The organism is Morganella sp. GD04133 (assembly GCF_029835375.1).
In the GTDB taxonomy this organism is placed as follows: domain Bacteria; phylum Pseudomonadota; class Gammaproteobacteria; order Enterobacterales; family Enterobacteriaceae; genus Morganella; species Morganella morganii_B.
On record NZ_JAODZS010000010.1, the window covers coordinates 101,650 to 125,959 of the forward strand.

The 24,310-nt window shown below is 51.5% G+C and carries 26 protein-coding genes; 10 read left to right on the forward strand and 16 right to left on the reverse strand.

The features are described from left to right. Nucleotides 1-8 precede the first annotated feature (8 nt). The 4 genes from hypD to yedF all read left to right on the forward strand — a co-directional run bounded on the left by hypD (nt 9) and on the right by yedF (nt 4,143). On the forward strand, nt 9-1,139 hold the full coding sequence (gene hypD, locus N7387_RS06515; protein ID WP_279797864.1) for a hydrogenase formation protein HypD: 1,131 nt from the start codon (nt 9-11) through the stop codon (nt 1,137-1,139). A gap of 1 nt (nt 1,140) precedes the next feature. Further along, complete coding sequence (gene hypE / locus N7387_RS06520) at nt 1,141-2,160, forward strand: hydrogenase expression/formation protein HypE (protein WP_279797865.1); 1,020 nt, start codon at nt 1,141-1,143, stop codon at nt 2,158-2,160. A gap of 515 nt (nt 2,161-2,675) precedes the next feature. Next, nucleotides 2,676-3,887: a selenium metabolism membrane protein YedE/FdhT gene (gene yedE, locus N7387_RS06525; protein WP_279797866.1), complete on the forward strand. Its 1,212-nt coding sequence runs from the start codon at nt 2,676-2,678 to the stop codon at nt 3,885-3,887. A 10-nt stretch (nt 3,888-3,897) separates the two neighbouring features. Next, a complete protein-coding gene (yedF, locus tag N7387_RS06530; RefSeq protein WP_045137999.1) occupies nt 3,898-4,143 on the forward strand; it encodes a sulfurtransferase-like selenium metabolism protein YedF in 246 nt (81 codons plus the stop codon). 35 nt (nt 4,144-4,178) lie between these two features. Here the strand turns inward: yedF and N7387_RS06535 are convergent, their stop codons facing one another. Continuing rightward, entirely contained in the window at nt 4,179-4,808 is a 630-nt protein-coding gene (locus N7387_RS06535; protein WP_279797867.1) for a helix-turn-helix domain containing protein, read from the reverse strand. 87 nt (nt 4,809-4,895) lie between these two features. On the opposite strand from N7387_RS06535, the gene N7387_RS06540 reads away from it, so the two are divergent. Beyond that, on the forward strand, nt 4,896-5,600 hold the full coding sequence (locus tag N7387_RS06540; RefSeq protein ID WP_279797868.1) for a hydrolase: 705 nt from the start codon (nt 4,896-4,898) through the stop codon (nt 5,598-5,600). A 50-nt stretch (nt 5,601-5,650) separates the two neighbouring features. Here the strand turns inward: N7387_RS06540 and rdgC are convergent, their stop codons facing one another. Next, a complete protein-coding gene (rdgC, locus tag N7387_RS06545; RefSeq protein ID WP_025151776.1) occupies nt 5,651-6,559 on the reverse strand; it encodes a recombination-associated protein RdgC in 909 nt (302 codons plus the stop codon). Between the two features lie 179 nt (nt 6,560-6,738). Between rdgC and mak the strand changes: the two genes are divergently transcribed. Then, nucleotides 6,739-7,647, forward strand: coding sequence for a fructokinase (mak, locus tag N7387_RS06550; protein WP_274371570.1), 909 nt, complete (start codon nt 6,739-6,741; stop codon nt 7,645-7,647). A gap of 135 nt (nt 7,648-7,782) precedes the next feature. On the opposite strand, the gene N7387_RS06555 is transcribed toward mak, so the two are convergent. The 3 genes from N7387_RS06555 to sbcD all read right to left on the reverse strand — a co-directional run bounded on the left by N7387_RS06555 (nt 7,783) and on the right by sbcD (nt 13,556). Beyond that, nucleotides 7,783-8,385, reverse strand: a complete 603-nt coding sequence (locus tag N7387_RS06555; protein ID WP_279797869.1) for a nitroreductase family protein — start codon at nt 8,383-8,385, stop codon at nt 7,783-7,785. Nucleotides 8,386-8,580: 195 nt separating this feature from the next. Continuing rightward, nucleotides 8,581-12,267 (reverse strand): AAA family ATPase, encoded by a 3,687-nt coding sequence (locus N7387_RS06560; RefSeq protein ID WP_279797871.1) that lies wholly within the window; start codon nt 12,265-12,267, stop codon nt 8,581-8,583. Further along, a complete protein-coding gene (gene sbcD, locus N7387_RS06565; RefSeq protein WP_279797872.1) occupies nt 12,264-13,556 on the reverse strand; it encodes an exonuclease subunit SbcD in 1,293 nt (430 codons plus the stop codon). Before sbcD ends, N7387_RS06560 begins: the two co-directional genes overlap by 4 nt. Nucleotides 13,557-13,835: 279 nt before the next feature. Between sbcD and phoB the strand changes: the two genes are divergently transcribed. The 3 genes from phoB to brnQ all read left to right on the forward strand — a co-directional run bounded on the left by phoB (nt 13,836) and on the right by brnQ (nt 17,577). Next, nucleotides 13,836-14,525 carry a phosphate regulon transcriptional regulator PhoB gene (gene phoB, locus N7387_RS06570; protein WP_262862501.1) on the forward strand — a complete coding sequence of 230 codons (690 nt, stop codon included), beginning with the start codon at nt 13,836-13,838 and terminating at the stop codon, nt 14,523-14,525. Nucleotides 14,526-14,555: 30 nt separating this feature from the next. After that, nucleotides 14,556-15,851 carry a phosphate regulon sensor histidine kinase PhoR gene (phoR, locus tag N7387_RS06575; protein ID WP_262859065.1) on the forward strand — a complete coding sequence of 432 codons (1,296 nt, stop codon included), beginning with the start codon at nt 14,556-14,558 and terminating at the stop codon, nt 15,849-15,851. 394 nt (nt 15,852-16,245) lie between these two features. Next, a complete protein-coding gene (gene brnQ, locus N7387_RS06580; RefSeq protein ID WP_262859066.1) occupies nt 16,246-17,577 on the forward strand; it encodes a branched-chain amino acid transport system II carrier protein in 1,332 nt (443 codons plus the stop codon). A 112-nt stretch (nt 17,578-17,689) separates the two neighbouring features. Here the strand turns inward: brnQ and N7387_RS06585 are convergent, their stop codons facing one another. Beyond that, nucleotides 17,690-18,292: a peroxiredoxin C gene (locus N7387_RS06585; RefSeq protein ID WP_046893141.1), complete on the reverse strand. Its 603-nt coding sequence runs from the start codon at nt 18,290-18,292 to the stop codon at nt 17,690-17,692. A 204-nt stretch (nt 18,293-18,496) separates the two neighbouring features. Continuing rightward, complete coding sequence (locus N7387_RS06590; protein WP_279797873.1) at nt 18,497-19,084, reverse strand: ACP phosphodiesterase; 588 nt, start codon at nt 19,082-19,084, stop codon at nt 18,497-18,499. A gap of 110 nt (nt 19,085-19,194) precedes the next feature. Between N7387_RS06590 and queA the strand changes: the two genes are divergently transcribed. Then, complete coding sequence (gene queA, locus N7387_RS06595) at nt 19,195-20,271, forward strand: tRNA preQ1(34) S-adenosylmethionine ribosyltransferase-isomerase QueA (protein ID WP_279797874.1); 1,077 nt, start codon at nt 19,195-19,197, stop codon at nt 20,269-20,271. A gap of 132 nt (nt 20,272-20,403) precedes the next feature. On the opposite strand, the gene N7387_RS06600 is transcribed toward queA, so the two are convergent. The 9 genes from N7387_RS06600 to N7387_RS06640 all read right to left on the reverse strand — a co-directional run. Further along, a complete protein-coding gene (locus N7387_RS06600; protein WP_347815229.1) occupies nt 20,404-21,450 on the reverse strand; it encodes a site-specific integrase in 1,047 nt (348 codons plus the stop codon). Continuing rightward, nucleotides 21,354-21,662, reverse strand: a complete 309-nt coding sequence (locus N7387_RS06605; RefSeq protein WP_279797878.1) for a hypothetical protein — start codon at nt 21,660-21,662, stop codon at nt 21,354-21,356. Before N7387_RS06605 ends, N7387_RS06600 begins: the two co-directional genes overlap by 97 nt. Beyond that, entirely contained in the window at nt 21,655-21,882 is a 228-nt protein-coding gene (locus tag N7387_RS06610) for a hypothetical protein (RefSeq protein WP_279797879.1), read from the reverse strand. Before N7387_RS06610 ends, N7387_RS06605 begins: the two co-directional genes overlap by 8 nt. A gap of 8 nt (nt 21,883-21,890) precedes the next feature. Beyond that, nucleotides 21,891-22,430: a phage N-6-adenine-methyltransferase gene (locus N7387_RS06615; protein WP_279797881.1), complete on the reverse strand. Its 540-nt coding sequence runs from the start codon at nt 22,428-22,430 to the stop codon at nt 21,891-21,893. After that, the gene (locus tag N7387_RS06620) at nt 22,420-22,791 is read right to left on the reverse strand and encodes a phage protein NinX family protein (RefSeq protein ID WP_279797882.1); all 372 of its coding nucleotides are present in this window, start codon (nt 22,789-22,791) and stop codon (nt 22,420-22,422) included. The genes N7387_RS06615 and N7387_RS06620 overlap by 11 nt, the downstream gene beginning before the upstream one ends. Then, a complete protein-coding gene (locus N7387_RS06625) occupies nt 22,775-22,981 on the reverse strand; it encodes a hypothetical protein (RefSeq protein WP_279797883.1) in 207 nt (68 codons plus the stop codon). The genes N7387_RS06620 and N7387_RS06625 overlap by 17 nt, the downstream gene beginning before the upstream one ends. Before the next feature lie 155 nt (nt 22,982-23,136). Next, nucleotides 23,137-23,613: a hypothetical protein gene (locus tag N7387_RS06630; protein WP_279797884.1), complete on the reverse strand. Its 477-nt coding sequence runs from the start codon at nt 23,611-23,613 to the stop codon at nt 23,137-23,139. A gap of 17 nt (nt 23,614-23,630) precedes the next feature. Continuing rightward, nucleotides 23,631-23,897, reverse strand: coding sequence for a hypothetical protein (locus tag N7387_RS06635; RefSeq protein WP_279797885.1), 267 nt, complete (start codon nt 23,895-23,897; stop codon nt 23,631-23,633). Nucleotides 23,898-23,929: 32 nt separating this feature from the next. Then, a partial coding sequence (locus N7387_RS06640; RefSeq protein ID WP_279797886.1) for a hypothetical protein occupies nt 23,930-24,310 on the reverse strand: 381 nt, incomplete at its 5' end.

The window sequence follows — 24,310 nt, forward strand, 5'->3', positions numbered from 1 at the left end:
GGATTTCTATGCGTTTTGTCGATGAATTCCGTGATCCGGCGCTGGCAGAAAAGCTGCTGGCGCAGATCCGGGAAGAGATGGCCTCATGGCCGCACCCGCTGAAACAGCCTTTGCAGATTATGGAAGTGTGCGGCGGTCATACGCACGCCATCTTTAAATTCGGGCTGGATAAACTGCTGCCCGATTCCGTGGAATTTGTGCACGGGCCGGGCTGCCCGGTCTGTGTGCTGCCGATGGGGCGTATTGATGCCTGTCTGGAAATCGCGGCCCGTCCGGGGGTGATTTTCTGTACGTTCGGGGATGCCATGCGCGTTCCCGGTCGCGGCGGTTCACTGCTGGATGCCCGCCGTCACGGCAGCGACATCCGCATTGTCTATTCCCCGCTGGATGCGCTGACCATTGCCCGTGATAATCCGGACAAAGAGGTTGTTTTCTTCGGACTGGGGTTTGAAACCACCATGCCGGGCACGGCGGCGACCTTACAGCTGGCGAAAAAAAACGGACTGAAAAACTTCACCGTTTTTTGTCAGCACATCACGATTATCCCGACGTTGCGCACACTGCTGGAGCAGAAAGATGTGTTTATCGACGGCTTTATCGCGCCGGGGCACGTCAGTATGGTGATTGGCTGCACGCCGTATCAGCCGCTGTGTGATGAATTCGCCAAACCGTTTGTGGTGACCGGCTTTGAGCCGCTGGATCTGCTGACAGCTATTCTGATGGTTATCCGCCAGCTGAAGAAACAGGCACAGGATAACCACGCGCCGATGGCGGTGGAAAATCAGTACAGCCGCATTGTGCCGGAGCAGGGAAATCTGCTGGCACAGAAAGCACTGGCGGAAGTCTTTGAACTGAAAGCCAGCAGTGAGTGGCGCGGACTGGGGAATATTGCGGACTCGGGTATCCAGCTGACACCGGCTTACCATGAATTTGATGCTGAACGTCGCTTCCGGCCGCAGCCGCAGTCTGTTGCTGATAACCCGCAAGCGCGTTGCGGGGATGTATTAACAGGTCGCTGCAAACCGGCGGACTGCCCGCTGTTCGGCAACGCATGCACACCGGAAACAGCACTCGGCGCACTGATGGTCTCCTCTGAAGGGGCTTGCGCAGCGTATTATCAGTACCGGCGCGGAGAATAATATGAAACCCATTACTGAAATTACCCTGGCCCAGGGCAACGGCGGACAGGGAATGCAGCAACTGATCGACTCTCTGTTTTTACAGGCATTTTCCAACCCGTATCTGAATGAAAAAGAAGACCAGGCACGAATACCGCTGGCAGAATTACAGGCTGCCGGTGATCGCCTAGCGTTCAGTACCGACAGCTATGTGATTGATCCGATTATTTTCCCCGGCGGCAATATCGGTAAGCTGGCCGTATGCGGCACCGCCAACGACCTGTCTGTCGGCGGCGCAATTCCGCGCTATCTCTCCTGCGGATTTATCCTTGAGGAAGGGCTGTCGTTTGAGATCCTCTCTCAGCTGGTTAACAGCATGGCAGAAACCGCAAAAGCCAATGGTATTCAGATTGTGACCGGTGATACCAAAGTGGTGCCGCGCGGTGCGGCAGACAAAGTGTTTATCAATACCGCCGGTATCGGTGTCATCCCGCACCGGCTGAACTGGGCGGCGGCACAATGCCGTCCGGGGGATAAAATTATTGTCAGCGGCACACTGGGCGACCACGGTGCAGCGATCCTCAATCTGCGTGAAAACCTCGGGCTGGATGCGGATCTGCGCAGCGACTGCGCAGTGCTGGAACCGATGCTCGCACCGCTGCGGGCAATCGACGGCGTCAGAGCTGTCCGTGATGCCACCCGTGGCGGCGTCACCGCTATCCTGCATGAGTTTGCCGATGCTTCACAGTGCGGTATGAATATTGAAGAACAGAAACTGCCGCTGAAAACCGCCGTACGCGGTGTGTGCGAACTGCTGGGGCTGGAGGCACTCAATTTTGCCAATGAAGGTAAAGTGGTGATTGTCACAGCTCCGGAAGCTGAAGCTGCGGTGCTGGCAGCCCTCCGTAACAGCCCGCTGGGTCAGGACGCCTGTACCATCGGGCAGGTAACAGAAGCAAAACAGGTGAAGGTACAGGGGATTTTCGGCGCAACGAGGTTGCTGGATCTGCCGTATAACGAGCCGCTGCCCCGCATCTGCTAATCTGCTTCATCCTCCGGCCCGTGGCTGTGTTGGCTTCGTTCGGCTACCCCGGTCACATACTGATGTATGCTCCCGGGGATATCCTCACTTCGCCGCCTTGCCACAAACCGGATGATTTAGCAGATTGATTTTTCTGTTTTTAACAGAGTTGAAGTATATGAGGGACTAACCGGCAAAAAAAGGAAAGCGTCAAGCGCCAGGGATGGCGCGATCCGAGCGAACAGGGACGTGTCAGCGTCTTTCCGCTTTGTCGGTTATCCCGCAGCCCGAATCTGAAAGAAGATGGTTTGATGTTTTATTCTTTCCGGCACACAGTGAGTATTCAGAAGACCTGACCGGTAAAAAGAGGAAAGCGTAAAGCGCCGGGGACATGTCAGTATTTTTAAAAATATTAATAAGCTAATTATCTCAACAGGAGTATGATTCTCCGGTGGATCACATATAACGATCCTACTGGTACACACGTACTCCGACATCGATTCCCGACGCTGTCGGGATTTTTTTTTGGTAAAAAAATGAACTGGTCTACATTTAAATCAACGTATCTTGTCAGGTTCTGGCAGCCGTTGCCCGCAGTGATCGCCGCCGGCATCTTATCCGCTTACTACTTCGGATTAACAGGCACATTCTGGGCGGTCACCGGAGAGTTTACGCGCTGGGGCGGACACATTCTGCAACTGTTCGGCGCTCATCCGGAAAACTGGGGGTATTTTAAGGTGATCGGTTTGCAGGGCTCGCCCCTGGATCGTATCGACGGCATGATGATTATCGGTATGTTTGCCGGTTGTATCGCCGCTGCCTTATGGGCTAACAACGTCAAAATCCGCCTTCCGCAACACAAAATCCGTATCTGGCAGGCCGTTATCGGCGGGATTATCGCCGGGTTCGGGGCACGTCTTGCAATGGGGTGTAACCTGGCGGCGTTCTTTACCGGTATCCCGCAATTTTCCCTGCATGCCTGGTTCTTTGCTCTGGCAACCGCCGCAGGCTCTTACTTCGGCGCGAAATTCACGCTGCTGCCGATGTTTCGCATTCCGGTCAAACTGCAAAAAGTCAGCAAAGCCTCGCCGCTGACACAGGATTTGCAGCGGGCGAAACGCCGTTTTCGTCTCGGTATGCTGATCTTCCTGCTGTGTGTCACCTGGTCTCTGTTCACGCTGTTTAAATCCCCGAAACTCGGTATGGCGATGCTGTTCGGTATCGGATTCGGTCTGCTGATTGAACGGGCGCAAATCTGCTTTACCTCCGCATTCCGTGATGTCTGGATCACCGGGCGCACCCAGATGGCAAAAGCCATTATCCTCGGTATGGCCGTCAGTGCTATCGGCATCTACAGCTATGTGCAACTGGGCGCAGAGCCGAAAATATTCTGGGCAGGCCCTAACGCCGTAATCGGTGGGTTGCTGTTCGGCTTCGGTATTGTGCTGGCAGGGGGTTGTGAAACCGGCTGGATGTACCGTGCCGTGGAAGGTCAGGTGCACTTCTGGTGGGTCGGTCTGGGCAATATTATCGGCGCGACGATCCTGGCCTATTACTGGGATTCCGTGGCACCGTGGCTGGCGACTGACTACGACAAAGTCAACCTGCTGGATACCTTCGGCCCGGCCGGTGGTCTGCTGGTGACTTACGGATTACTCGCTTTTGCCTTTGTCCTGTTACTGATGTGGGAGAAGCGCTTCTTCCGCCGGAAAAACCAGGCTGACGCTGTCGCCTCTGCTGCACACTAAGGAGCACACCATGAATACCGAAAATACTGCAATTGTGCCGGATTACCGGCTGGATATGGTTGGTGAGCCGTGCCCGTATCCGGCAGTAGCGACCCTTGAAGCCATGCCGTCACTGAAATCCGGGGAGATCCTGGAAGTGGTGAGTGACTGCCCGCAGTCCATCAATAATATTCCGCTGGATGCCAAAAACCATGGCTATACCGTGTTATCCATCCAGCAGGACGGGCCGACAATCCGCTATCTGATACAGAAATAATGCGGTTCCGGACACCGGTTACCCGCCGGTGTCCGTCAGCGTTTCAGTAATGCCACCGCAGCACGGATCCGCGCCTGTACAGGGTAATCCGGTGCCGGTGGTGCCAGTTTCAGGGCAATCTGGCGCAGCGGCTCTGCCATCACCATCGATAACAGCAAATCACTGGTTTGTGCTGCATCCGGCAGCGGCAGGAAGTCCTGATGGCGGGACAGCCATTCCGTCAGAAGCGCACGTCCGCGCTCAATTCCGCCTGCCTGATAGCGGGTCAGTAATAACTCCCGGCCGGGAAATTCACTGCTCAGTAAACAAAATAATCCCGCCGCCTCAGCACTCAGCACCTTGTGGCTCATGATGGTCAGGTTATTTTCAAGCAGCTGATAAAAATCATCTTTAGTCTTTGCGTCCTGCATAAACAGCGGCACAAAGGAATCCGTCCAGCCGCGCACTATCTGCTCTGCCAAATCTTCGCGGTTATCAGCGAACCGGTACAGCGTCTTTTTGGAGACCCCCGCCTGTTTTGCTACCGCATCCATCGTCATCGCGGTATACCCCTGTGATAACAACAAACTAAGTGATGCCTCCCGGATTTTCGCAATCAGTTCTTCTTCCGGGACAACCGGGCGTCCCCGTCCGCGGGATTCTGTGGCAGGTTCATGATTAGCCATACGTGCGATCCTCAATTGACAAATGTCCGTGGCGGGACAATATTAATTAGGAAACGAAAATCGTTTCTTAATTATGGAGTATACGATATGTCAGCGAAAAAGCAAAACTTACCGTGGGCACTGAGTGATATTAATCAGTTATTATCCCCTGAGCCACTGAGAATGGAAATGGGGCTGGAACGCAGCGAAGAGGGGCTGCTGACAGTCTCTGTCAGAACTGATCTGCACGGCTGCAAAGGAAGAATGCTGGAGTGGTGGTTCACATTTTTTGAAACCACGCAGCATATCCGCTGGTGGCATCCGCATGATCATGTGGCACACCACGGCTGGGATTCTGTCTGGAAAAAAGGGGAGAGTTATATCGGGGCGACAATCCGCGCGGTTGAATCTCTCGGGCCGATCCCGCCGGTCGGGGCGACGCTGAAATTCAATGATGCACTGGATTTCTTTGATGCGGATAAACTGGCGTCTGCACGGCAGACTCATCAGATTTCCGGTGCTGTCTGCGCCCATATCGGGTTCGGGGATGATGTGAAAACCGATACGCTGGGTTACCCGATCGACGGAAAAATGCTGCATATCACCTATGATACTGAGTTCGGATGTGTGTTACGCAGCCGGTTTTTACTCGGAGCGTCATTGGCGGATCCGCTGACGGAATTGCCGGATGAGATTGGTTTCGGGCTGATGAAGCACTGCTATAACGAGTTTACTTACTTGTCCCGTTTTCTGCCGTCACTCTATTACGGCGAGCACGGTAACGATGAAAAAGCTCCGCTGCCGTGGGCATAACAGCGGGTGTCTGCGGGAGCCTGTTGCCGGGCTTCCCGCAGATCGTGTTTTCAGCGCTCCGCTTCACCGCCGAGGGCGGCAATGGTGTTGCTGATCAGCGCACTCAGTTCGCCGGTCATCAGAATAAAATCAGCATCAAACCGCTGAGCAAAATCCTCGCGGTCGATATCTTCATTTTTGTCTTTTAAGTCATCACTGTATTTCAGGCGTTTAAAGGAACCGTCATCAGACATCAGGAACTGAATACGCTCTTCCCAGTCCAGTGCCAGTTTGGTGACACATTTTCCGGCTTCAATGCAAGTGGCGATTTCGTCTGAGACCAGATCCTGTTTCTTACAGCGGATCACGCCACCGTCTTCCAGAATGGCTTTCAGTTCAGCTTCTTCCATCAGGGCAAAACCGGTTGGTAAATCACCGGAACGCACCCATTCGGTCAGCGTCAGTTCAATCGGGTCTTTGGTGGTCAGCGGGATCACCGGCAGAGAGCCGAGTGTTTTACGCAGCAGGGCAAGGTTATCTTCCGCCCGTTTGGCACTGGCGGCATCGACGATAATCAGGCCGCGTTCCGCATCGATCCAGATGGCGGTCTGGCTGAAACGGCTGAAGGCACGCGGCAGCAGCGCATGAACCACTTCATCTTTCAGGGAATCTTTTTCCGTTTTCTTCAGTTTGCGGTGCTGCTCATGTTCCAGCTTTTCAATTTTCGCCTGTAATTCTTGTTTAATCACCGGCGATGGCAGCATTTTTTCTTCTTTTTTGGCACAGATAAGGATCTGTTTACCGGCAGCGTGGGTCAGTGCATCACCCCGGGAGCCCATCGGCGAAACCCAGCCGGTTTTCATCATATCCTGACTGCCGCACGGCGTGAATGCCATGTGTTCCAGCTGTTTTTCCAGTTCATCGGCAGACAGCGGAAACGGTGAGCTAAGGCGGTAAACGAGTATATTTTTAAACCACATCGGACAGTCCTGTTTTATGATGCGCGGTCATTGCGCGGTGAGATTTGCATCCCGCTATGATAGCGGATCTTGCCGCGTTGCTCTAATGCCTTCGCGCGGAAACTTGATTGTCAGGCCGCTGCCCTGCATTATCAGAGACATGAAAGACAGAGCGTAACTCCACAGCAGAAGGGGACAGTATGCGGATCGGTATTGATTTGGGCGGCACCAAAATTGAAGTGATTGCACTCAGTAATGAGGGGCAGGAATTATTCCGTAAACGGACGGATACGCCGCGTTTTGATTATCAGCAGACATTACAGGCGATTGCCGGGCTGGTTCACGATGCAGAAACCGCCACCGGAGAGACCGGCACTGTCGGAGTGGGGATCCCGGGAACACTGTCGCCGGTCACCGGACGGGTAAAAAATGCCAACTCGGTCTGGCTTAATGGTCAGCCGTTTGATGCGGATCTCAGTGCATTGCTGAAACGGGAAGTCAGGGTCGCTAATGATGCCAACTGCCTGGCGGTCTCCGAAGCGGTTGATGGCGCAGGCGCCGGGTTTCCGGTCGTTTTCGCGGTGATTATCGGCACCGGCTGCGGTGCGGGGATTGCCCTGAACGGGCAGGTTCACAGCGGTGGTAACGGTGTGGCCGGGGAGTGGGGGCATAACCCGCTGCCGTGGCAGGATGACGCCGACCGGCTGTTTAAAGGCATGGCAGATTGCTATTGCGGTAAACAGGGCTGTACCGAATTGTTTATCTCCGGCACTGGTTTTATGGCTGATTATACCGCGCTGACCGGCGAGGTCTGCAAAGGTGCGGAGATCATCCGCCGCTTGTCGCAGGGGGATTTACCGGCTGAACAGGTGATGGTGAATTATGAGCAGCGGCTGGCAAAAGCGCTCGGTCAGGTCGTGAATATGCTGGACCCGGATGTGATTGTGCTGGGCGGCGGCATGAGTAATGTCGATCGTCTGTATCAGACGGTACCGGCGCTGATGCGATCCCGTGTTTTCGGTGGTGAGTGCGATACGCCGATCCGCAAAGCGGTGCATGGCGACTCCAGTGGTGTCCGTGGTGCGGCGTGGCTGTGGCCGAAAGCCTGATAAAAAAAGCCCGCACAAGGCGGGCAAGGCATATTTTAACACGATAACAGAAGGTAATTGCGGCGCTTTATGACAGGTAAAGCGCCTGATGCGTCCGGGAACAGCTGCGCTTAATGCGCCGCTGAGTCCGGAAGATTAGTTGAAGATTCTGAAGCGACTTTCATCATCGATAAAGGCTTTTTCACCGGCTTCCTGTTCAATGGAACCGAACACTAACTGTGCGCGCAGTTTCCAGTCAGCCGGGATATCCCAGGCTTTGCTGACCTGCTCATCAATCACCGGATTATAGTGTTGCAGGGATGCACCGATATTTTCTTCAGACAGTGCTGTCCAGACAGCAAACTGTGCGATACCGCTGGCCTGTTCAGACCAGATCGGGAAGTTATCCGCATACAGCGCGAATTGTTCCTGTAAGCCTTTGACAACGGACTGGTCTTCAAAGAATAAGACAGTACCGGCACCGGACAGGAAGGCATTATCAATTTTGCCTTCGGTCGCGGCAAATGCGTCTGCCGGTACAATGGCGCGCAGTGCGTCTTTGACGATGTTCCACAGTTTTTTGTGGTTCTCACCAAACAGTACCACGACACGTGATGATTGTGAGTTAAATGCAGTCGGACTGTGTTTCACGGCTTCTTTGATGAGAGCAGCGATACGATCCTGAGAAACAGGCAGATTATTACCAAGGCTATAAATTGTTCTGCGTTTTTTAATTAACTCGATAAATGAATTAGACATGTTACTCTCCGTTAAATTTTTTGTCGGAAAAACCGGTTTCCGCGCTCTCTTCAGTTCATGATGAACAGCATATAAGCAATGAATCAAAAAACATACCGAAAATATTTAACCTTATGTTTCAAAAAATTCGGCCAACAGAAAAATTCCCAATAAATATCATTGAATTAATCATTGTGTACTGACGGCGTGAAAATATCACGCCGTTGTAACACGATATTCCGGCGACAATTTGCTGATCCCGAGTCCGTTCATTTTTCTGACAGAGATCTGCACCGCAATACGTTCTTTCATGGCTTCAATATGGCTGATAACGCCGATGGTTTTCCCGGTGGCATTCAGGTTATCGAGTGCATCCAGCGCGATATCCAGTGTTTCCTGATCCAGCGTGCCGAAGCCTTCATCGAGGAACAGGGATTCAATCTGTGTTTTATGGCTGACGAGATCAGACAAGGCCAGTGCAAGCGCCAGGCTGACCAGGAACGTTTCCCCGCCGGAGAGGGTTTTGGTGTCGCGCTGAGTGTCAGCCTGCCAGGTATCGGTGATTTGCAGCTCCAGGCTGTCCGCCGTTTTGCGCTGCAATACATAGCGGCCATGCAGTTTTTCCAGCCGCCGGTTCGCCAGATGGATCAGGTAATCCAGTGTCAGCCCCTGGGCAAAGCGGCTGAATTTGGCACCATCGGCTGAACCTATCAGCATGTTGAGTCGGCTGTGATCGGTGACGTCCTGCTGATACCGGGTGATCTGATCCAGTAAATCGCGCTGCTGTACCCGCAGATTATCATCCGCCGTCAGCCGTCCGCGCAGTTCCCCCTGACGGCTGCTCAGTTCCCGCAGTTGCTGTGCGGCGGCGGTCTGTAACTCTGTCAGCTGTTGCCGGGACTGTTCACGGAACGGCTCCGGTTGGGCGGACAGATGCTGCCCGAGCGCGGTTTTGGCATCCCCGAGACTGGTGGCGGCTTTCAGCTGTGCCTGGTTTAGTGCTGTTTCCAGCGTCTGTAACTGCTGATGTTCCTCTTCACTGAGCAGGGCGGCGAGAAAATCAGCCTCACCGGCAAACGGACTTTCTGCCAGTTGCTGCTGAAAAATCTGCTGATTCCGGCTGTGTTGTTCCTGCACATCCAGTATCTGCTGTTGCAGCCGTTTTTCCTCTCCCCGAAGCCCGGCAAGGTGTTGTTGCAGGCTGTCGCGCTGCTGTGTCAGGGTTTTCAGGCAGTTTTCCGTTTCCTGCTGCTGATGAAGCAGTTTCTGTAATTCCGTGCTGATATTTTTATCACCGAACAGTGCCTGCCGTTGTTCCGTGACCGTTTTGTGCTGTTGTTGCAGTGCAGCCAGTGCGGCGGATTGTTCTGCCAGTTGTGTGGCCAGTTTTGCCTGCTGTGCCTCCAGATTTTGCTGCTGTGTGGTCAGTTCCGCGAGTTGCTGTGTACTTTGCTGTATCAGTTGTTCATTTGCGGCGAATTGCTCACTTTCCTGCTGACGCTGTGCCAGCCATTCTGTTGTTTCTTCCGGTGACGGAATGGTGTAACCAAAGGCGGTCACTGTTTGCATCAGCGAGGTTTCCAGCATCTGTTGCTGCTGATGAAGCTGTGTCAGCCGGGTGGCCCGTTCCGTCTGCTGCTGTGCCAGGAACTGCTGTTCCTGACTGTTGCGCTGTAATGTCTGTGACAGCCGTTCACACTCAGCGTCTTCCGCCTGTAACCGGTTTTGCAGTGTTAATACCCGGGTTTCCAGCGCACGGCGGGCTTCCAGAGCCCGCTGTTGCTGCTGATACAGCCCGTCATAATGCTGAGTGATGTCATTCAGTGATGCCGGGGAATCCGCCGGGGCGTCAAATCCGCCCTCAAGACAGATTTTTTGCCATTGTGAAGTATGAGCCGCAAGGGCTTCTCCGGTTTCCTGCAGTGTACTGCCCAGTTTTTCGTATTGTGTGCGGGTAAAGGCCAGCTGAGATTGCTTCGCTGCCAGTGTTTTCTCTGCCTCTCTGATAGTGTGTGTCAGTGTTTCCAGGCGCTGTGCAGTTTCATCCGGTGTTACCTGCTGATAGTCAGTAACAGCCGGGTGATCAGTACTACCGCATAACGGACAGGGCTCTCCGGCCTGTAAACGCTGACGCTCTGCCTCCAGCCGGACAATAGTTTGCTCCAGCTGATAACGGGCTGTCAGGTCACGCAGATGTGTCTGCTGGTCAGCCAGAACCGGCTCCTGTTGTACGATCCAGTCTGTCAGCGTTTTAATCTCTTCCTGAGAGTCGCGCTGTTGTTGCAGAAGATTTTCCCGGTTACGGGTCAGCAGAGTGATTTCCGGTGCCAGAGAGGCCAGTTTTTGCAGTAATCCGCGTTTTTCACCGGTCTGTTGCAGTTGCGTGGTTAACTGCTGATCCGGTTCGGTTTGCCGGGCCTGCTGCAGTGTGGTCTGTAAGGCGGTCAGCTCTGTTTTCAGCGGCAGAACAGACTGATTGCGGGCAGCCAGTTTATCTGCCATTTCTGTGTGTGCTGCGGTCAGTGACTGCTGCTGAATCTCCCCCGCCTGCTGCTGTTCTGTCAGCGCAGATATCTGAGCACGGTATTCCTGCCGGGTGTGCAGCTCATGCCGCCACTGAACAATGGCGGACGGAAGCTCTGCTTTCTGTGCATTTTCCTGTCTGAAGTGTGTACTGCGTGCATAACGGTCACGGGTTTGCGCCAGCTGTTGCTGAAGCTGTACCGACTGGTTTTGCAGTGCCTGCTGTTCCTGTAATTGTGTCTGATAGTGCTGTTTCAGTGTATCAGACTGACTGTTCAGCAGCTGCAGCCGGTTATCCAGCGGCCTGATGTCGTTCTCTGCCAGTGTTTCCAGTTGCTGATACTGCTGTTTCAGCCCGCAGAGTAACTGTTGTTGCTCCTCACACTGATCGGCCAGCGGCTGCAGTGAGCGGGTGGTGCTCTCTGCTGTCTGTGCCAGTTCCTGCATACGGGCGGTCAGCTGAGTACATAACGCCGTGCTGCTCTGCACCGCTTCTTTGGCCGGGCGTAATTTTTCCGCCGGTTTGGCGCGGGCAAGCCGGTCAAGCTGCGGCTGTGCATCCTGAATCTGCTGCAGAACAGCGGCATGCTGCTGCTGCCGCTGTTCTGTTTCTGTGTTCAGTGTGTCGCGGTGCTGCCACCACTGCAGCGCGGTCTGTAGCTGTGTCTGGCGGATAAGCTGCGCCTGCTCATTGGTTTGCAGAGTGGTCAGTTCAGCCTGGCATGCAAGCCGCTCCTCGTCTGTCATCAGCCGGATAGCACCGGTCTGCGCTTCCAGCAGAGACAACGCCTGTTGCGCGGCTTTGTAGTCTTCATAAACCTGACGGGAAATCAGCCGGTAAATTTCCGTGCCGGTGAGTTCTTCCAGCAAATCTGCCCGTTCATTATCATCGGCATTCAAAAAGGCAGCAAAATTTCCCTGTGATAACAGGACAGAACGGGTAAAGCGGGCAAAATCCAGCCCGGTGATCTCAATAATGCTCTCTCTGACCTGCGTCAGTTTGTCAGAGAGGATTTTTCCGGTGGCGCACTCAGCCAGTTCGGCTTTCGGCGGCTGAAGATTACCGTCGGCTTTATCTCTGGCGCGCCGCTGGCTCCAGAACGCGCGGTATGCTTTTCCTTTGACGGAAAACTCCACTTCGGCCAGACACTCCGCAGTATGGCGGGTCATCACATCATTCTGGGATGCGGATGTTCTTACGCGCGGGGTTTCATGGTAGAGCGCGAGACAGATAGCATCCAGCAGGGTGGTTTTCCCAGCACCGGTCGGGCCGGTGATGGCAAACAATCCGTTTCCGGCAAAGGGCTCTGCCGTAAAATCAATCTTCCATTCGCCCTGCAGTGAATTGATATTTTTAAACCGTAATGTCAGGATTTTCATTCACTTTTTCCTTTCCGGTTGTTTGTGCGGGTACTGTTTTTTCCGCTGGTACCGGTACTGATTTCACTGCTGTCACTCTCTGCCTGGTCACGAACCTGTTCACACACACGGCGGAAAAGAGTGGTGAGACGCGGAATATCCTCTTCTTCGGTATCACTGAGCGCCAGACGGCGGGCAAAAACATCATCCGGCGTCAGTTCATTCAGGGTTTCACGCAGGGCTTCGCTGTTGTCTGCGGTTATCTGCCTGCGCTCACGCCGCAGCAGGAGCACTTCAGCAGCCAGCGGCTCTGTCAGTGCCTGAATGCGTTTCTGAATATCCGGCAGGTAATCCCTTCCGGCAATTTCGATGTCCAGCCAGACCGGCTGTGTGTGTTCATCACGGGGAGGAAACTGTTCCAGTGCCTGGCTGATGGCATCCAGATCACCTTTCAGACAGACCATTGGCTGAAAACAGGGCACCGGTACCGCATCAATCGCTGTAATGCGGTTGTTATCCAGGGTCAGGAGAAAAACACTTTTTTCCTGTCCGGATTCATCAAAACTGAGCGGGACGGGGGAACCGCTGTAACGGATGGTGCCGCTGTCGCCGATGGACTGTGCGCGGTGAATATGCCCGAGGGCAATGTAATCCGCCGGCGGGAACGCACCGGCCGGGAAGGCATCCAGTGTGCCGATATAAATATCACGGACAGATTCCGATGTTTTGGCACCCACTGTTGTCAGGTGGCCTGTCATAATGATTGGGACATCCGCGCCCAGTTCAGTCCGTTTTGCCACCGCTCTGTCATAAAGGGACTGATAATGTGTCTGTATCGCGGTCAGCAGCGCCAGTTGTTTCTCGGCTTCGGATTGTCCGGCCTGACTTTCCAGAATATCGCGCGGCCGCAGAAACGGTACGGCACAGACAATCGCGCCGGGTTGGTTCTGCTTATTATAAAGTACGATCAGATCCCGCGCCGGATCCGGCCGGGCAATCACATCCGCATTCAGGCAGGCCATCAGTTCACGGGATTCATTCAGCGTGGCAACGGCATCATGGTTACCGGCAAGCACAATCAGATGACAGCCGGTCTGCTGCAGTTGTGCAACAAAACGGTTATACAGCTCACGGGCGTAACTCGGCGGGGAGGCGGTATCAAATACATCTCCGGCGACAATCAGGGCTTCCGCCTGCTGTTCTTTTATCAGGTTTATCAGCCAGTCTGAAAACTGCAGATGTTCCTGCAGCCGGTTTTTAGTGTAAAAATATTGTCCGAGATGCCAGTCTGATGTGTGAATGATTTTCATATATACGGTTATTCCTGCCGGGCGAACTGAATGTGTATTGCATTAGGCGGTTTACTGAAAACAGAGTATAACGGAAATCAGGCGGTAAAAATAAATATTGGATGAATGTCCAGTATTTTACGATCTGACACGCATTTTGTGTGTAGTATGTCAGTTTAATGACATTATCTTTGCGGTGCAGGCTGAGGTATCGGCTGATATTCATAAATCTGTCACAAAAGTGACGCATAATCGCGGCACTGTCTGATGAAATGAAATTAACGGTAAACAGGGAACGCCATGGCAAGACGAATTTTAGTCGTTGAAGATGAAGCACCTATCCGTGAAATGGTCTGTTTTGTACTGGAGCAGAATGGCTATCAGCCTGTCGAGGCAGATGATTATGATGCGGCTATTGCCCGGCTGGTGGAGCCTTTCCCTGATCTTGTCCTGCTGGACTGGATGATCCCGGGCGGTTCCGGTATTCAGGTTATCAAACATATGAAACGGGACAGTCAGCTGCGGGAAATTCCGGTGATGATGCTGACGGCGCGCGGTGAAGAGGAAGACCGTGTCAAAGGTCTGGAAACCGGCGCGGATGATTATCTGACCAAACCCTTCTCACCGAAAGAGTTAGTGGCCCGTGTTAAAGCGATTCTGCGGCGTATCTCCCCGATGGCGGCAGATGATCTTATCGCCATGAACGGTCTGACACTCGATCCGGCATCTCACCGCGTGACCAGTAATGAGAATCCGCTGGAAATGGGGCCAACCGAATTCAAACTGCTGCACTTCTTTATGACCCATCCGGAACGGGTTTACAGCCGTGAACAGCTGCTCAACTATGTCTGGGGCGAGAACGTCTATGTTGAGGATCGCACGGTGGATGTGCATATCCGCCGCCTGCGCAAAGCGCTGGAAGCGGACGGGCACGATAAAATGATACAGACAGTCCGGGGAACGGGTTACCGCTTCTCTGTCCGTTACTGATAATAATGTTAAACCGCAAGAGGATCGCGCGTGCTTGAGCGTCTTTCGTGGAAAAAAATTGTACTGGAATTAGTGCTTTTTTGCCTTCCGGCTCTCTTTTTGTCACTTTTTTTCGGCTATACCGGCTGGTTTCTGGCCGGTGCCCTGTTTGCCGCGGCCGTCTGGCACAGCTATAACTTACTGAAATTGTCCGACTGGCTGTGGCTGGATCGCAGTATGCTGCCACCGCCCGGCCGCAGCAGCTGGGAGCCTATTTTTTACGGTATCTACCAGCTTCAGCAGCGTAACCGCAAGCGCCGCCGTGAACTCGCCACCCTGATCAAACGCTTTCGCAGCGGGGCGGAATCTCTGCCGGATGCCGTAGTGATGATGACGGAAGACGGCAATATTTTCTGGTGTAACAAACATGCCCAGCACCTTCTCGGTTTCCGCTGGCCGGATGATAACGGGCAGCACATCTTTAACCTGCTGCGTTACCCGGATTTCAGCCGCTATCTGACCCAGGGCGATTATACCCTGCCGCTGACCCTGGAACTGAATAACGGCAGTATGATGGAATTGCGCATCATGCCGTACTCGGAAGGGCAGTTACTGATGGTTGCCCGTGATGTGACAGAAAAACGTCGTCTTGAAAACTCGCGGCGTGATTTTTTCGCCAATGTCAGTCATGAACTGCGCACGCCGCTGACCGTTTTGCAGGGCTATCTGGAAATGCTGGCGGATCAGGATTTTGATAATCCGATGAACAAAAAAGCGATCCTGACCATGCAGGAGCAGACCCGCCGTATGGACGGCATGGTTAAACAGCTTCTGCAGCTGTCAAAAATTGAAGTGGCGGTGAAAAGCGGGCTGGATCAGGTCGTGGATGTGCCGGGGATGCTGATCATGCTTCAGCAGGAAGCTGTTACCCTCAGCCGTGGTAAGCAGGAGATCCGCTTTACGGTGGATGACAAACTGAAGATTTTCGGGGATGAGGAAGAGCTGCGCAGCGCCATGTCGAACCTGGTGTATAACGCGGTAAATCATACACCGGAAAATACCCTGATTGAGGTCAGCTGGGCGCTGCGTAACGGTAATGCGGTGTTCAGTGTGAAAGATAACGGCCCGGGCATTCCGGCGGAACATCTGTCGCGCCTGACGGAACGTTTTTACCGCGTGGATAAATCCCGTTCGCGGCAGACCGGTGGCTCCGGTCTGGGGCTGGCGATAGTAAAACACGCTTTACAGCATCATCACACCCATCTGGATATTACCAGCAAGCCCGGACAGGGAACGGAGTTCAGTTTTACCATTCCGGCGCGGCTTATTGCTAAATCTTCTCATTAAAGCGGCTTTTGCCGCTTTCTTTATTTAATCGCTGTTAATTTCAGCAGATTTAAAATGTCTGATTAAAATATAAACAAATCATATAGTGTTTATTGACGCTTACATAACAGCAATCGCTGCTTTGGAAATAGACTATGGCATATAGTTCTGGTTTTTGCTTTGACTATTGCCTTTCTGCGCTATAAAAGTTTTACTTGTAGTGAGTTATTGGCAAATACCACTGTTTTTTAAATATAATAACTACAGTTATTAACTTATGATGAATAACGTAGTGCTAACAGATTGTTAAAACAGCAGGAGATGCCGCCAGTGACAGATCAGGGAGTTGGATTTTTATTTCCGATATTTTTATTGAATATTTCACATTAAATTAACAGTAACAGACAAAAATAATATGGCGCATCGTTTAACTTCACGAGATATTTTAGCCTTAGGTTTCATGACCTTCGCGCTGTTTGTCGGGGCGGGGAATATTATATTTCCGCCAATGGTCGGCCTTCAGGCCGGTGAAATGGTCTGGACGGCGGCAGCCGGGTTCCTGATCACCGGCGTTGGTTTACCGGTTTTGACCGTGATTGCACTGGCAAAAGTCGGTGGCGGTATTGAGGCACTCAGTACACCAGTCGGTAAATATGCCGGGCTGCTGCTGGCCGTTGTCGCTTATCTGTCCGTCGGGCCGCTGTTTGCCACGCCGCGTACAGCCACCGTTTCTTATAAAATCGGGATTGCGCCGCTGGTGGGCGGGGAATCTGATATTTCCCTGCTGATTTACAGCGTGATCTACTTTGCCTGTGTGATCGGCATTTCCCTGTATCCGGGTAAATTGCTGGACAGCGTCGGTCATGTACTGGCACCGGTTAAAATGCTGGCTCTGGCTATCCTCGGGGTGGCTGCGGTAATGTGGCCGGCCGGTGATGCTATTATGGCAACGCCGGCGTATAAAGAAATGGCGTTTTCCAACGGGTTTATTAATGGTTATCTGACCATGGATACCCTCGGCGCAATGGTCTTCGGGATTGTTATTGTTAATGCCGCCCGTTCGCGCGGAGTGGAAAACTCCTCACTGCTGACCCGCTATACCATGTGGGCCGGGCTGATTGCCGGTGTGCTGCTGACACTGGTCTATCTGGCGCTGTTCAAATTAGGGGAAAACAGCGGGTCGATTATCCCGAACCCGGCTGACGGCGCGGAAATTCTGCATGAGTATGTCCAGTATACCTTCGGTAACTACGGCAGTTTCTTCCTTGCTGTGCTGATTTTTGTTGCCTGTATGGTGACAGCTATCGGCCTGACCTGTGCCTGTGCGGAATTCTTCAGCCGTTATCTGCCGATCTCTTACCGTAAACTGGTGTGGATCCTCGGTGCGTTCTCCATGGTGATTTCCAACCTGGGGCTGAGCAAACTGATCGCATTTTCCGTTCCGGTGCTGGTATCGATTTATCCGCCGTGTATTGTGCTGATCCTGCTGAGTTTCACACTGCGCTTCTGGAAAAAACCGGGACGGGTGGTTGCGCCGGCAATGCTGGTCAGCCTGATCCTCGGGACGATGGGGGCGCTGAAAGCCACTAAAATGTTCGGCTCTTATATGCCGTCATGGATTGAGTCACTGCCGTTCTTTAAATATGACCTGGCATGGCTTGCGCCGTCACTGGCAGTGCTGGTGGTTTCCATTGTGGTTGATCGCCTGATGGGCGCTGAGCCGGAAGTGAATCACAAACACGCCTGATAGCCCGGATTATAAAAATACCCTGTCATGTGCGGGGTATTTTTTTGCCCGTGATTCAGGCACAAAAAAACCAGCCCGCAGGCTGGTTTTTGTATCTCTTAACTGCCGGAACTTACAGTTTGCCGGAGTTCTTTTTCAGGAAGTCAGCAACGCCTTTCGGAGATGCATTCATACCTTCCTGACCTTTTTCCCACTGTGCAGGACACACATCACCGTGCTCTTCGTGGAATTGCAGTGCGTCAACCATACGCAGCATTTCGTCTACGTTACGGCCCAGCGGCAGGTCGTTGACGACCTGATGACGGACAACACCGTTTTTGTCCACCAGGAAAGAACCGCGCAGAGCAACACCGGCTTCCGGGAACTCAACACCGTAAGCCCGCATGATGTCATGTTTGATATCCGCAATCATCGGATACTGAACCTGACCGATACCGCCATCCTCGATAGCAGTGTTACGCCATGCGTTATGAACAAACTCAGAGTCCATAGACACACCAATCACTTCCACACCGCGTTTTTTGAATTCTTCATAGCGGTGATCGAATGCGATCAGCTCAGAAGGGCAGACAAACGTGAAGTCCATCGGCCAGAAGAAGATAACAGCCGGACGGCCGTTCAGGTGTTTTTTCAGATTGAAGTTATCAACAATTTCACCGTTACCCATAACGGCTGCAGCTGTAAAATCGGGGGCTTGACGGGTTACCAGAACCATAATTTACTCCTGTAAGATTATATAGAGTATGGCAATAAACAACAGACAGAATAAAGAATCCGGGGACGGTATTAAAGCTCATAATACCGATTAATATAATAGGTTTTACCTATCAATAGTTCATTATTCTATCTGCTACCCGAATAAGATAGAGTTATTTGAGTAAAGTTCAAGTGCTAATTGTGTGAATGAACGTAAAAACCGTTACTGATCTGTAAACGGCTTTGTCACACTGTCCATCATCTGTGGATAGAAACGGAAGAAGATACTTTCAAGAGACTGATAATTATCGGTAAAATCCTGATTTGTCTCCCTGAGTGCGGCAAGTTTCGGACGTCGTTTTGCCATCCCCGCCAGTACCTGTCCGATATAAGGAACTTCCTGATAGCGGATTAACCAGCGCTGCGGCCACATAAATTCATTCAGCTCCTGAAATTTCTCCGGCGTAAACGCCAGTTGCGGCTCAATCACTGTGCGGACGTGCTGTGTGAAATCGGTCAGTGAGGTCGCGGGCTCAAATTGTGACCAGTGCAGGGAAAGAAAATGATCCCAGACCACATCCAGGGTGATCGGCGCGTAGCGGCGGTATTCAGGGCGGAACAGCTGACGGGCTTCCCGTACCAGCGGGTGTGAGTCAGTCAGGGTATCAACACGCCGGTGCAGCCGGATCCCCGCAGCAACCGGTGCGCTGTACTGTTCTTCCGGTGCGCCGCGGACAAAATCGGCCATCAGATTGCCGAGAAAACTGCTGTTTGCCAGTGAGGCAAGGTGGAGATGTGCGAGAAAATTCATAATACCGCAGCCTTTTATTCCGCCGTCGGCGGGTTATTTCTTGCGCCCTGCTTACCGGGGCACTAGACTATTGCGCCTGTTTTTCTTTTTGAGATGAAACCGAGAATCTCATGCGTGTTGCCGATTTTACTTTTGAACTGCCGGACGAACTGATTGCCCGCTACCCGCAGGCGGAGCGGAGCAAGTGCCGTCTGTTATCGCTTGATGGTATCAGTGGTGAACTGAACCACGGTATCTTCACCGATGTGCTGAATAAACTCAATCCCGGTGATCTGCTGGTATTTAATGATACCCGTGTGATCCCCGCCAGAATGTTCGGGCGCAAAGCCTCTGGCGGAAAGATTGAAGTGCTGGTGGAGCGGATGCTGGATGAGCACCGTGTACTGGCGCATGTCCGCGCATCCAAAGCACCGAAAGAAGGTGCTGAACTGCTGCTGGGCGAAGATGAAAGCGTGAAAGCCACCATGGTGGCGCGTCACGATGCACTGTTTGAAATCCGTTTTGATGATGAGCGCGATGTGCTGACCATTCTCAATCAGATTGGTCATATGCCGCTGCCGCCATATATTGACCGTCCTGATGAAGAGTCGGATCGCGAGTTATACCAGACCGTGTATAATGACCGCCCCGGTGCGGTAGCCGCACCGACTGCCGGGCTGCACTTTGATGAGCCGCTGCTGGCGGCACTGCGTGAAAAAGGTGTGGAAATGGCCTTTGTCACCCTGCATGTCGGGGCAGGGACGTTCCAGCCGGTGCGCGTGGATAATATTGAAGATCACATCATGCACTCCGAATATGCGGAAGTGCCGCAGAATGTGGTTGATGCCGTGCTGGCGTGTAAAGCGCGCGGTAATAACGTGATCGCGGTCGGCACAACATCCGTGCGTTCCCTCGAAAGTGCGGCGAAAGCGGCACAGGATGCACTGATTGCACCGTTCTTTGATGATACGCAAATCTTTATTTATCCGGGATATGAGTATCAGGTGGTGGATGCGCTGATCACCAATTTCCATCTGCCGGAATCCACGCTGATTATGCTGGTTTCTGCGTTTGCCGGTTATCAGCACACCATGCAGGCTTATGAGGCGGCGGTACGCGAGCATTACCGTTTCTTCAGCTACGGGGATGCGATGTTTATTACCCGCAACCCGCAGGCAAAATGTGAAAAAGTCGGTCACGACGACTGATATACTACAAATTATTAATCCGGCAGATTTCAGCGACTGCTGACTGACTGCCGCTAATTACACATCATCAGACTGTTTTTCTGATAGCAAAGTCTGATATTAAAAAATGACAGTGTTTTTAGTCGTTTTAAATCAGCCGGTTAGAAGTGATAAGTGGCATTCCTTTCCGGCCTGATTTCCTTTCTGTGCCAAAAATGTGACAACGTTGCTGTATTTGGCTAAATGTTCACCGCTGAGGTGAGCGTATTTATTAACCATCTCCAACTTCTCCCATCCTCCCATTTCTTTCAGTACCATTAACGGGGTTCCGTTCTGAACATGCCAACTCGCCCATGTGTGCCGCAGGTCATGAAAACGAAAATCATCAATGCCGGACAAATTCATTGCACGTCTGAAATCGTGCCTGTAAATGTCGTTGCGCTGTTTTCCATCCTCGCCGAACACATACTCACCTTCACGCGGTATGTTGCTCAGTATGCTCACTGCGTCGTCATTTAGCGGTATAGCGCGCCCCCTTCCTGATTTTGCTTTCGCTGCTGTTATGATTGCCACTCTGCGCGACAGATCAACATGCTTCCATTCCAGCGATAGTATTTCCGTTTTTCGTGCGCCGGTCAGCAGCGCAAATGAAACAACGTTTCGCATCCAGTCATTTGCCAGGCTGTTTATCAGAGCTATTGCCTGATGCCTTTCCAGCCATCTGACCCTTACTTTAGGTTCACGTGATCTTTCTGTGTGAACGTGACCGACCGGCCATCCCATTTTCTTAGCCAGTGAAATGCCTCGCATGATGAATGCCAGATACCGGTTTTTTGTTGACCCCGATAACCGGCGCTTGGTTTTCGGGTTATAATCCGGTAGTGAGTTCATTATCTCTTCGGAGCGAATTGACGACAGTTTCCGGCCACGGAACAATCCCAAAAAGTAACGGGCATAAATCTGTTTATTCACATAGCACGACTGCCCTTCCGCATCCCTGAGCGCCAGAATAACCACTTCCTCAAAGTATCGTTCTGGTTGCTTATTCAGCTTATCCATCTGCCAAAGATCATGCTTAAGCTTGTCGTGATATTCCTGAGCCTTTACCTTGTCAGCGGTTCCAGTAGTTTTTCTAATTCTCGTTCCGTCTGGGGCGGACACATCGACCCAGTATGTTTTACCCCTTTTGTAGACAGGCATTTTCCTTTTCTCCCGCCGCTTATCACGGCCAGCCGGTAAACATTATTGTTGTTAAGGCGGTCTTCTTCAAACTTTTTCAGACTCTGGTCGCTGGCTCTCCATGAACCCCCGACCCTGAACATGTGATATTTCTCCGGATCACGGTAAATGGTTGCCTCAGACAGCCTGAGTTTCTTTGCGTAATCCTTTATTGTCATCAGGCTGTCATCCATATTTCTTTTCCTTCTCTATCATACGAACGTACACATTCAGCCACAGCGCAGGCACTGAGCGCTTAAAGTGATATTCAGTTAACATCCGGGTAAACTTTTCGAGGTAACTCTGTAGGATGGTGCGGCGCTTGTCGTCATTAAGTGGGCGGTTAGCTTCAAGTTCGTGATAGCATTCCCTCGCTATTCGTCTGCGTCCGTTCTCTGCTTCCTGTGGTGTCATTGGTCACCTCAGATTTGTGCTTCCAGCAGCCGGTTGCCGATGTCCATCAGGTCATCCCGGTTAACTGTGGTAATTATCCTGCGTGGATGGGTGAACGGTCGCCAGATTAAAAGCATGGAGCCTTTATTGTTTCCGTTCACCGGTTTGTTTGTGCCAGCGTTAATGAACGATATCCGGCCACCGGTAATAAATCTGACCTCATCAACGGTATCCAGTGCCGATTTAAACCATCCCACCGAAGTGTCGGCAGGAACCAGCATCACGACCGGCTGCAATTGCTCCCTGCATTGTTCGGCTGCTTTGCTTACCCACGGCTGTATGTCGCTATACGGCGGGTTGCACCATATTGAGCCGTAGCTTTGCCAGTCGGAGTTTAATGCGTTGTCTTTTTCGGTGAGGTAATGATAGCAGAGGGTATTATTTTTATCGGCGGCGGCGTCAAGGTAAAAACCGAATTCAGCGTCCAGTGCTGAGAATAACGGGATGGGAGTTTGCCACAAATCACGCAATTCCTTTGGTGTTGTGCCCCCGCCGTAGTCAGTTTTCATTCTCCGCATCCTTCATCATCAGGAATAATTCCATAGCGGCGCGTAAAGGGTTTTTATTTGTCACTACATTTTCCGGTGGCAGCGAATCCATGAATAATCCAGATGGGTTATTTGTCGCTAACGGGTATTCGTTGTGACTCAAGATTAACGATATATTATTATCGAAAATAATCGGCATTGCGTCCGCTGGGTTGTTGCAATAGCCTGGGATGGTAGTTTCATAGAATCCATTACCATCAAAGCCACAATGATAAAATGACCTTTCATCATTGCTTAAACACATGTGTTCAATATCTGGTTCAAACGTTGCCAGAACTTGGCAATTAATCTCAAAGTCTGATTTGTCACGATATTTGTTCATTGTCTTCACCAATGTAAATTCTGAATCCATCTGACATGAAATCAGTGTTGAAAAAATGAGAATGAAGATTAACGCCATCCTCTCCAGTTATAACCCCGCGAACCATGTGCAGATATTCACTTTTAGTAAAATATTTGTGAGTTACTTTTTTACCGTCTAATAACGCTTTAAATGCTTCATCTCTATTCACCTCACCACCTCCGCACACACTAATTCAACATTCCGCACAGCCTTTACCTGCACTGCGCGGCTCTCACATTCTTCGAGCGTATAAATATCATCGGTAACAGGCACAGCAGAGCCGTGTATTACCAGTAGTAATACAAATCCGATTGTCATGGTTATCTACCTGCTGGCTTTCAGCGCTTCTTTATAGCTTGCTTTGGCGGCTTTCATAGTTGGCATCCATTCGCCTTCTATGCGCGTTAAATCCCACCATTGGTCTCGGATTTCGCGATACATTCTGTATTCGCATTTTCTGTCACGATATCGGTGTTCATATTCTGGCAACTTAATGCCAAGCCATTCGCTGAATGATACACACGTATCCGCATCAAGATATTCGTCATATTTAGTTAATTTTCTTGGCTCTGGTAATTTAGCAATGGCCATATTAATTCCGACATCAGTAACCTGATAATAAATATCACCACAAAATTCTTTTGGTGCCGGATTTGATGCGGCCAACCCATTTTTAATTAAACTCTCCCATTCTTCATTTTTTCCGGATGAAAGAAAATAATTTCTGTATGGTTTTCTGTTTTGCTGGTTAATGCCGAGAGCGTGCTGCATTAATTCAATTCCTGCCTGTGATATATCCATCACCCCTCCTGAATCTATTAATAAATCACCAAGGTAGTCGCTAAAAACGCGCCCTTAACGTCTTTATTTGATGGGTAGTAATATGTGGAATATCCATCACGCGGAACAGCTTTGAAGTAGCCAATATCAAACCTGTTATGACTTTCCCACCACTGCCGGTCTTCCTCTTCAATTTCGCCTGACTTAATGGCAGTGTCGATAACCTTTAACGCAGTGTGCTCACCTCGCATCATCAAAGTCATTTGGTCGTCTGATTTCAGTAATTCACATGTTTCTGTTTTCATATTCATTCCTCTGTTATCAGCATCCCTGCCGGTTAATGCTGGTTCTTTAATCCGTAGTAATACCCGCGCCGCAATAGCCGGGTTATTTTTCGCAACAATCCGGGGGAATTCCGGATTTCGTCAGGAATAGGGACGGTTCGTATTTTATGAAATGGCTTTCCATTAAGACCCTGGCTTATTCCATCCTCAATAAATTCAGAACGGAAATTATCTAACCACGCCTGAGTGTTACATCTTGGGCACGGGATATGTTGCAGCGGCTCATACAGATTACCGCTTTCGTCGCAAGCGTCCATATCATACAAAATGCCGTCAAAACACTGGCTATCAATATAATTAGCGCCAAAGTCGTAACCGGCATAGTTACAGCCAAGTGCCGCATTATTTTTCATCATGTGTTCCTCGTTATTACC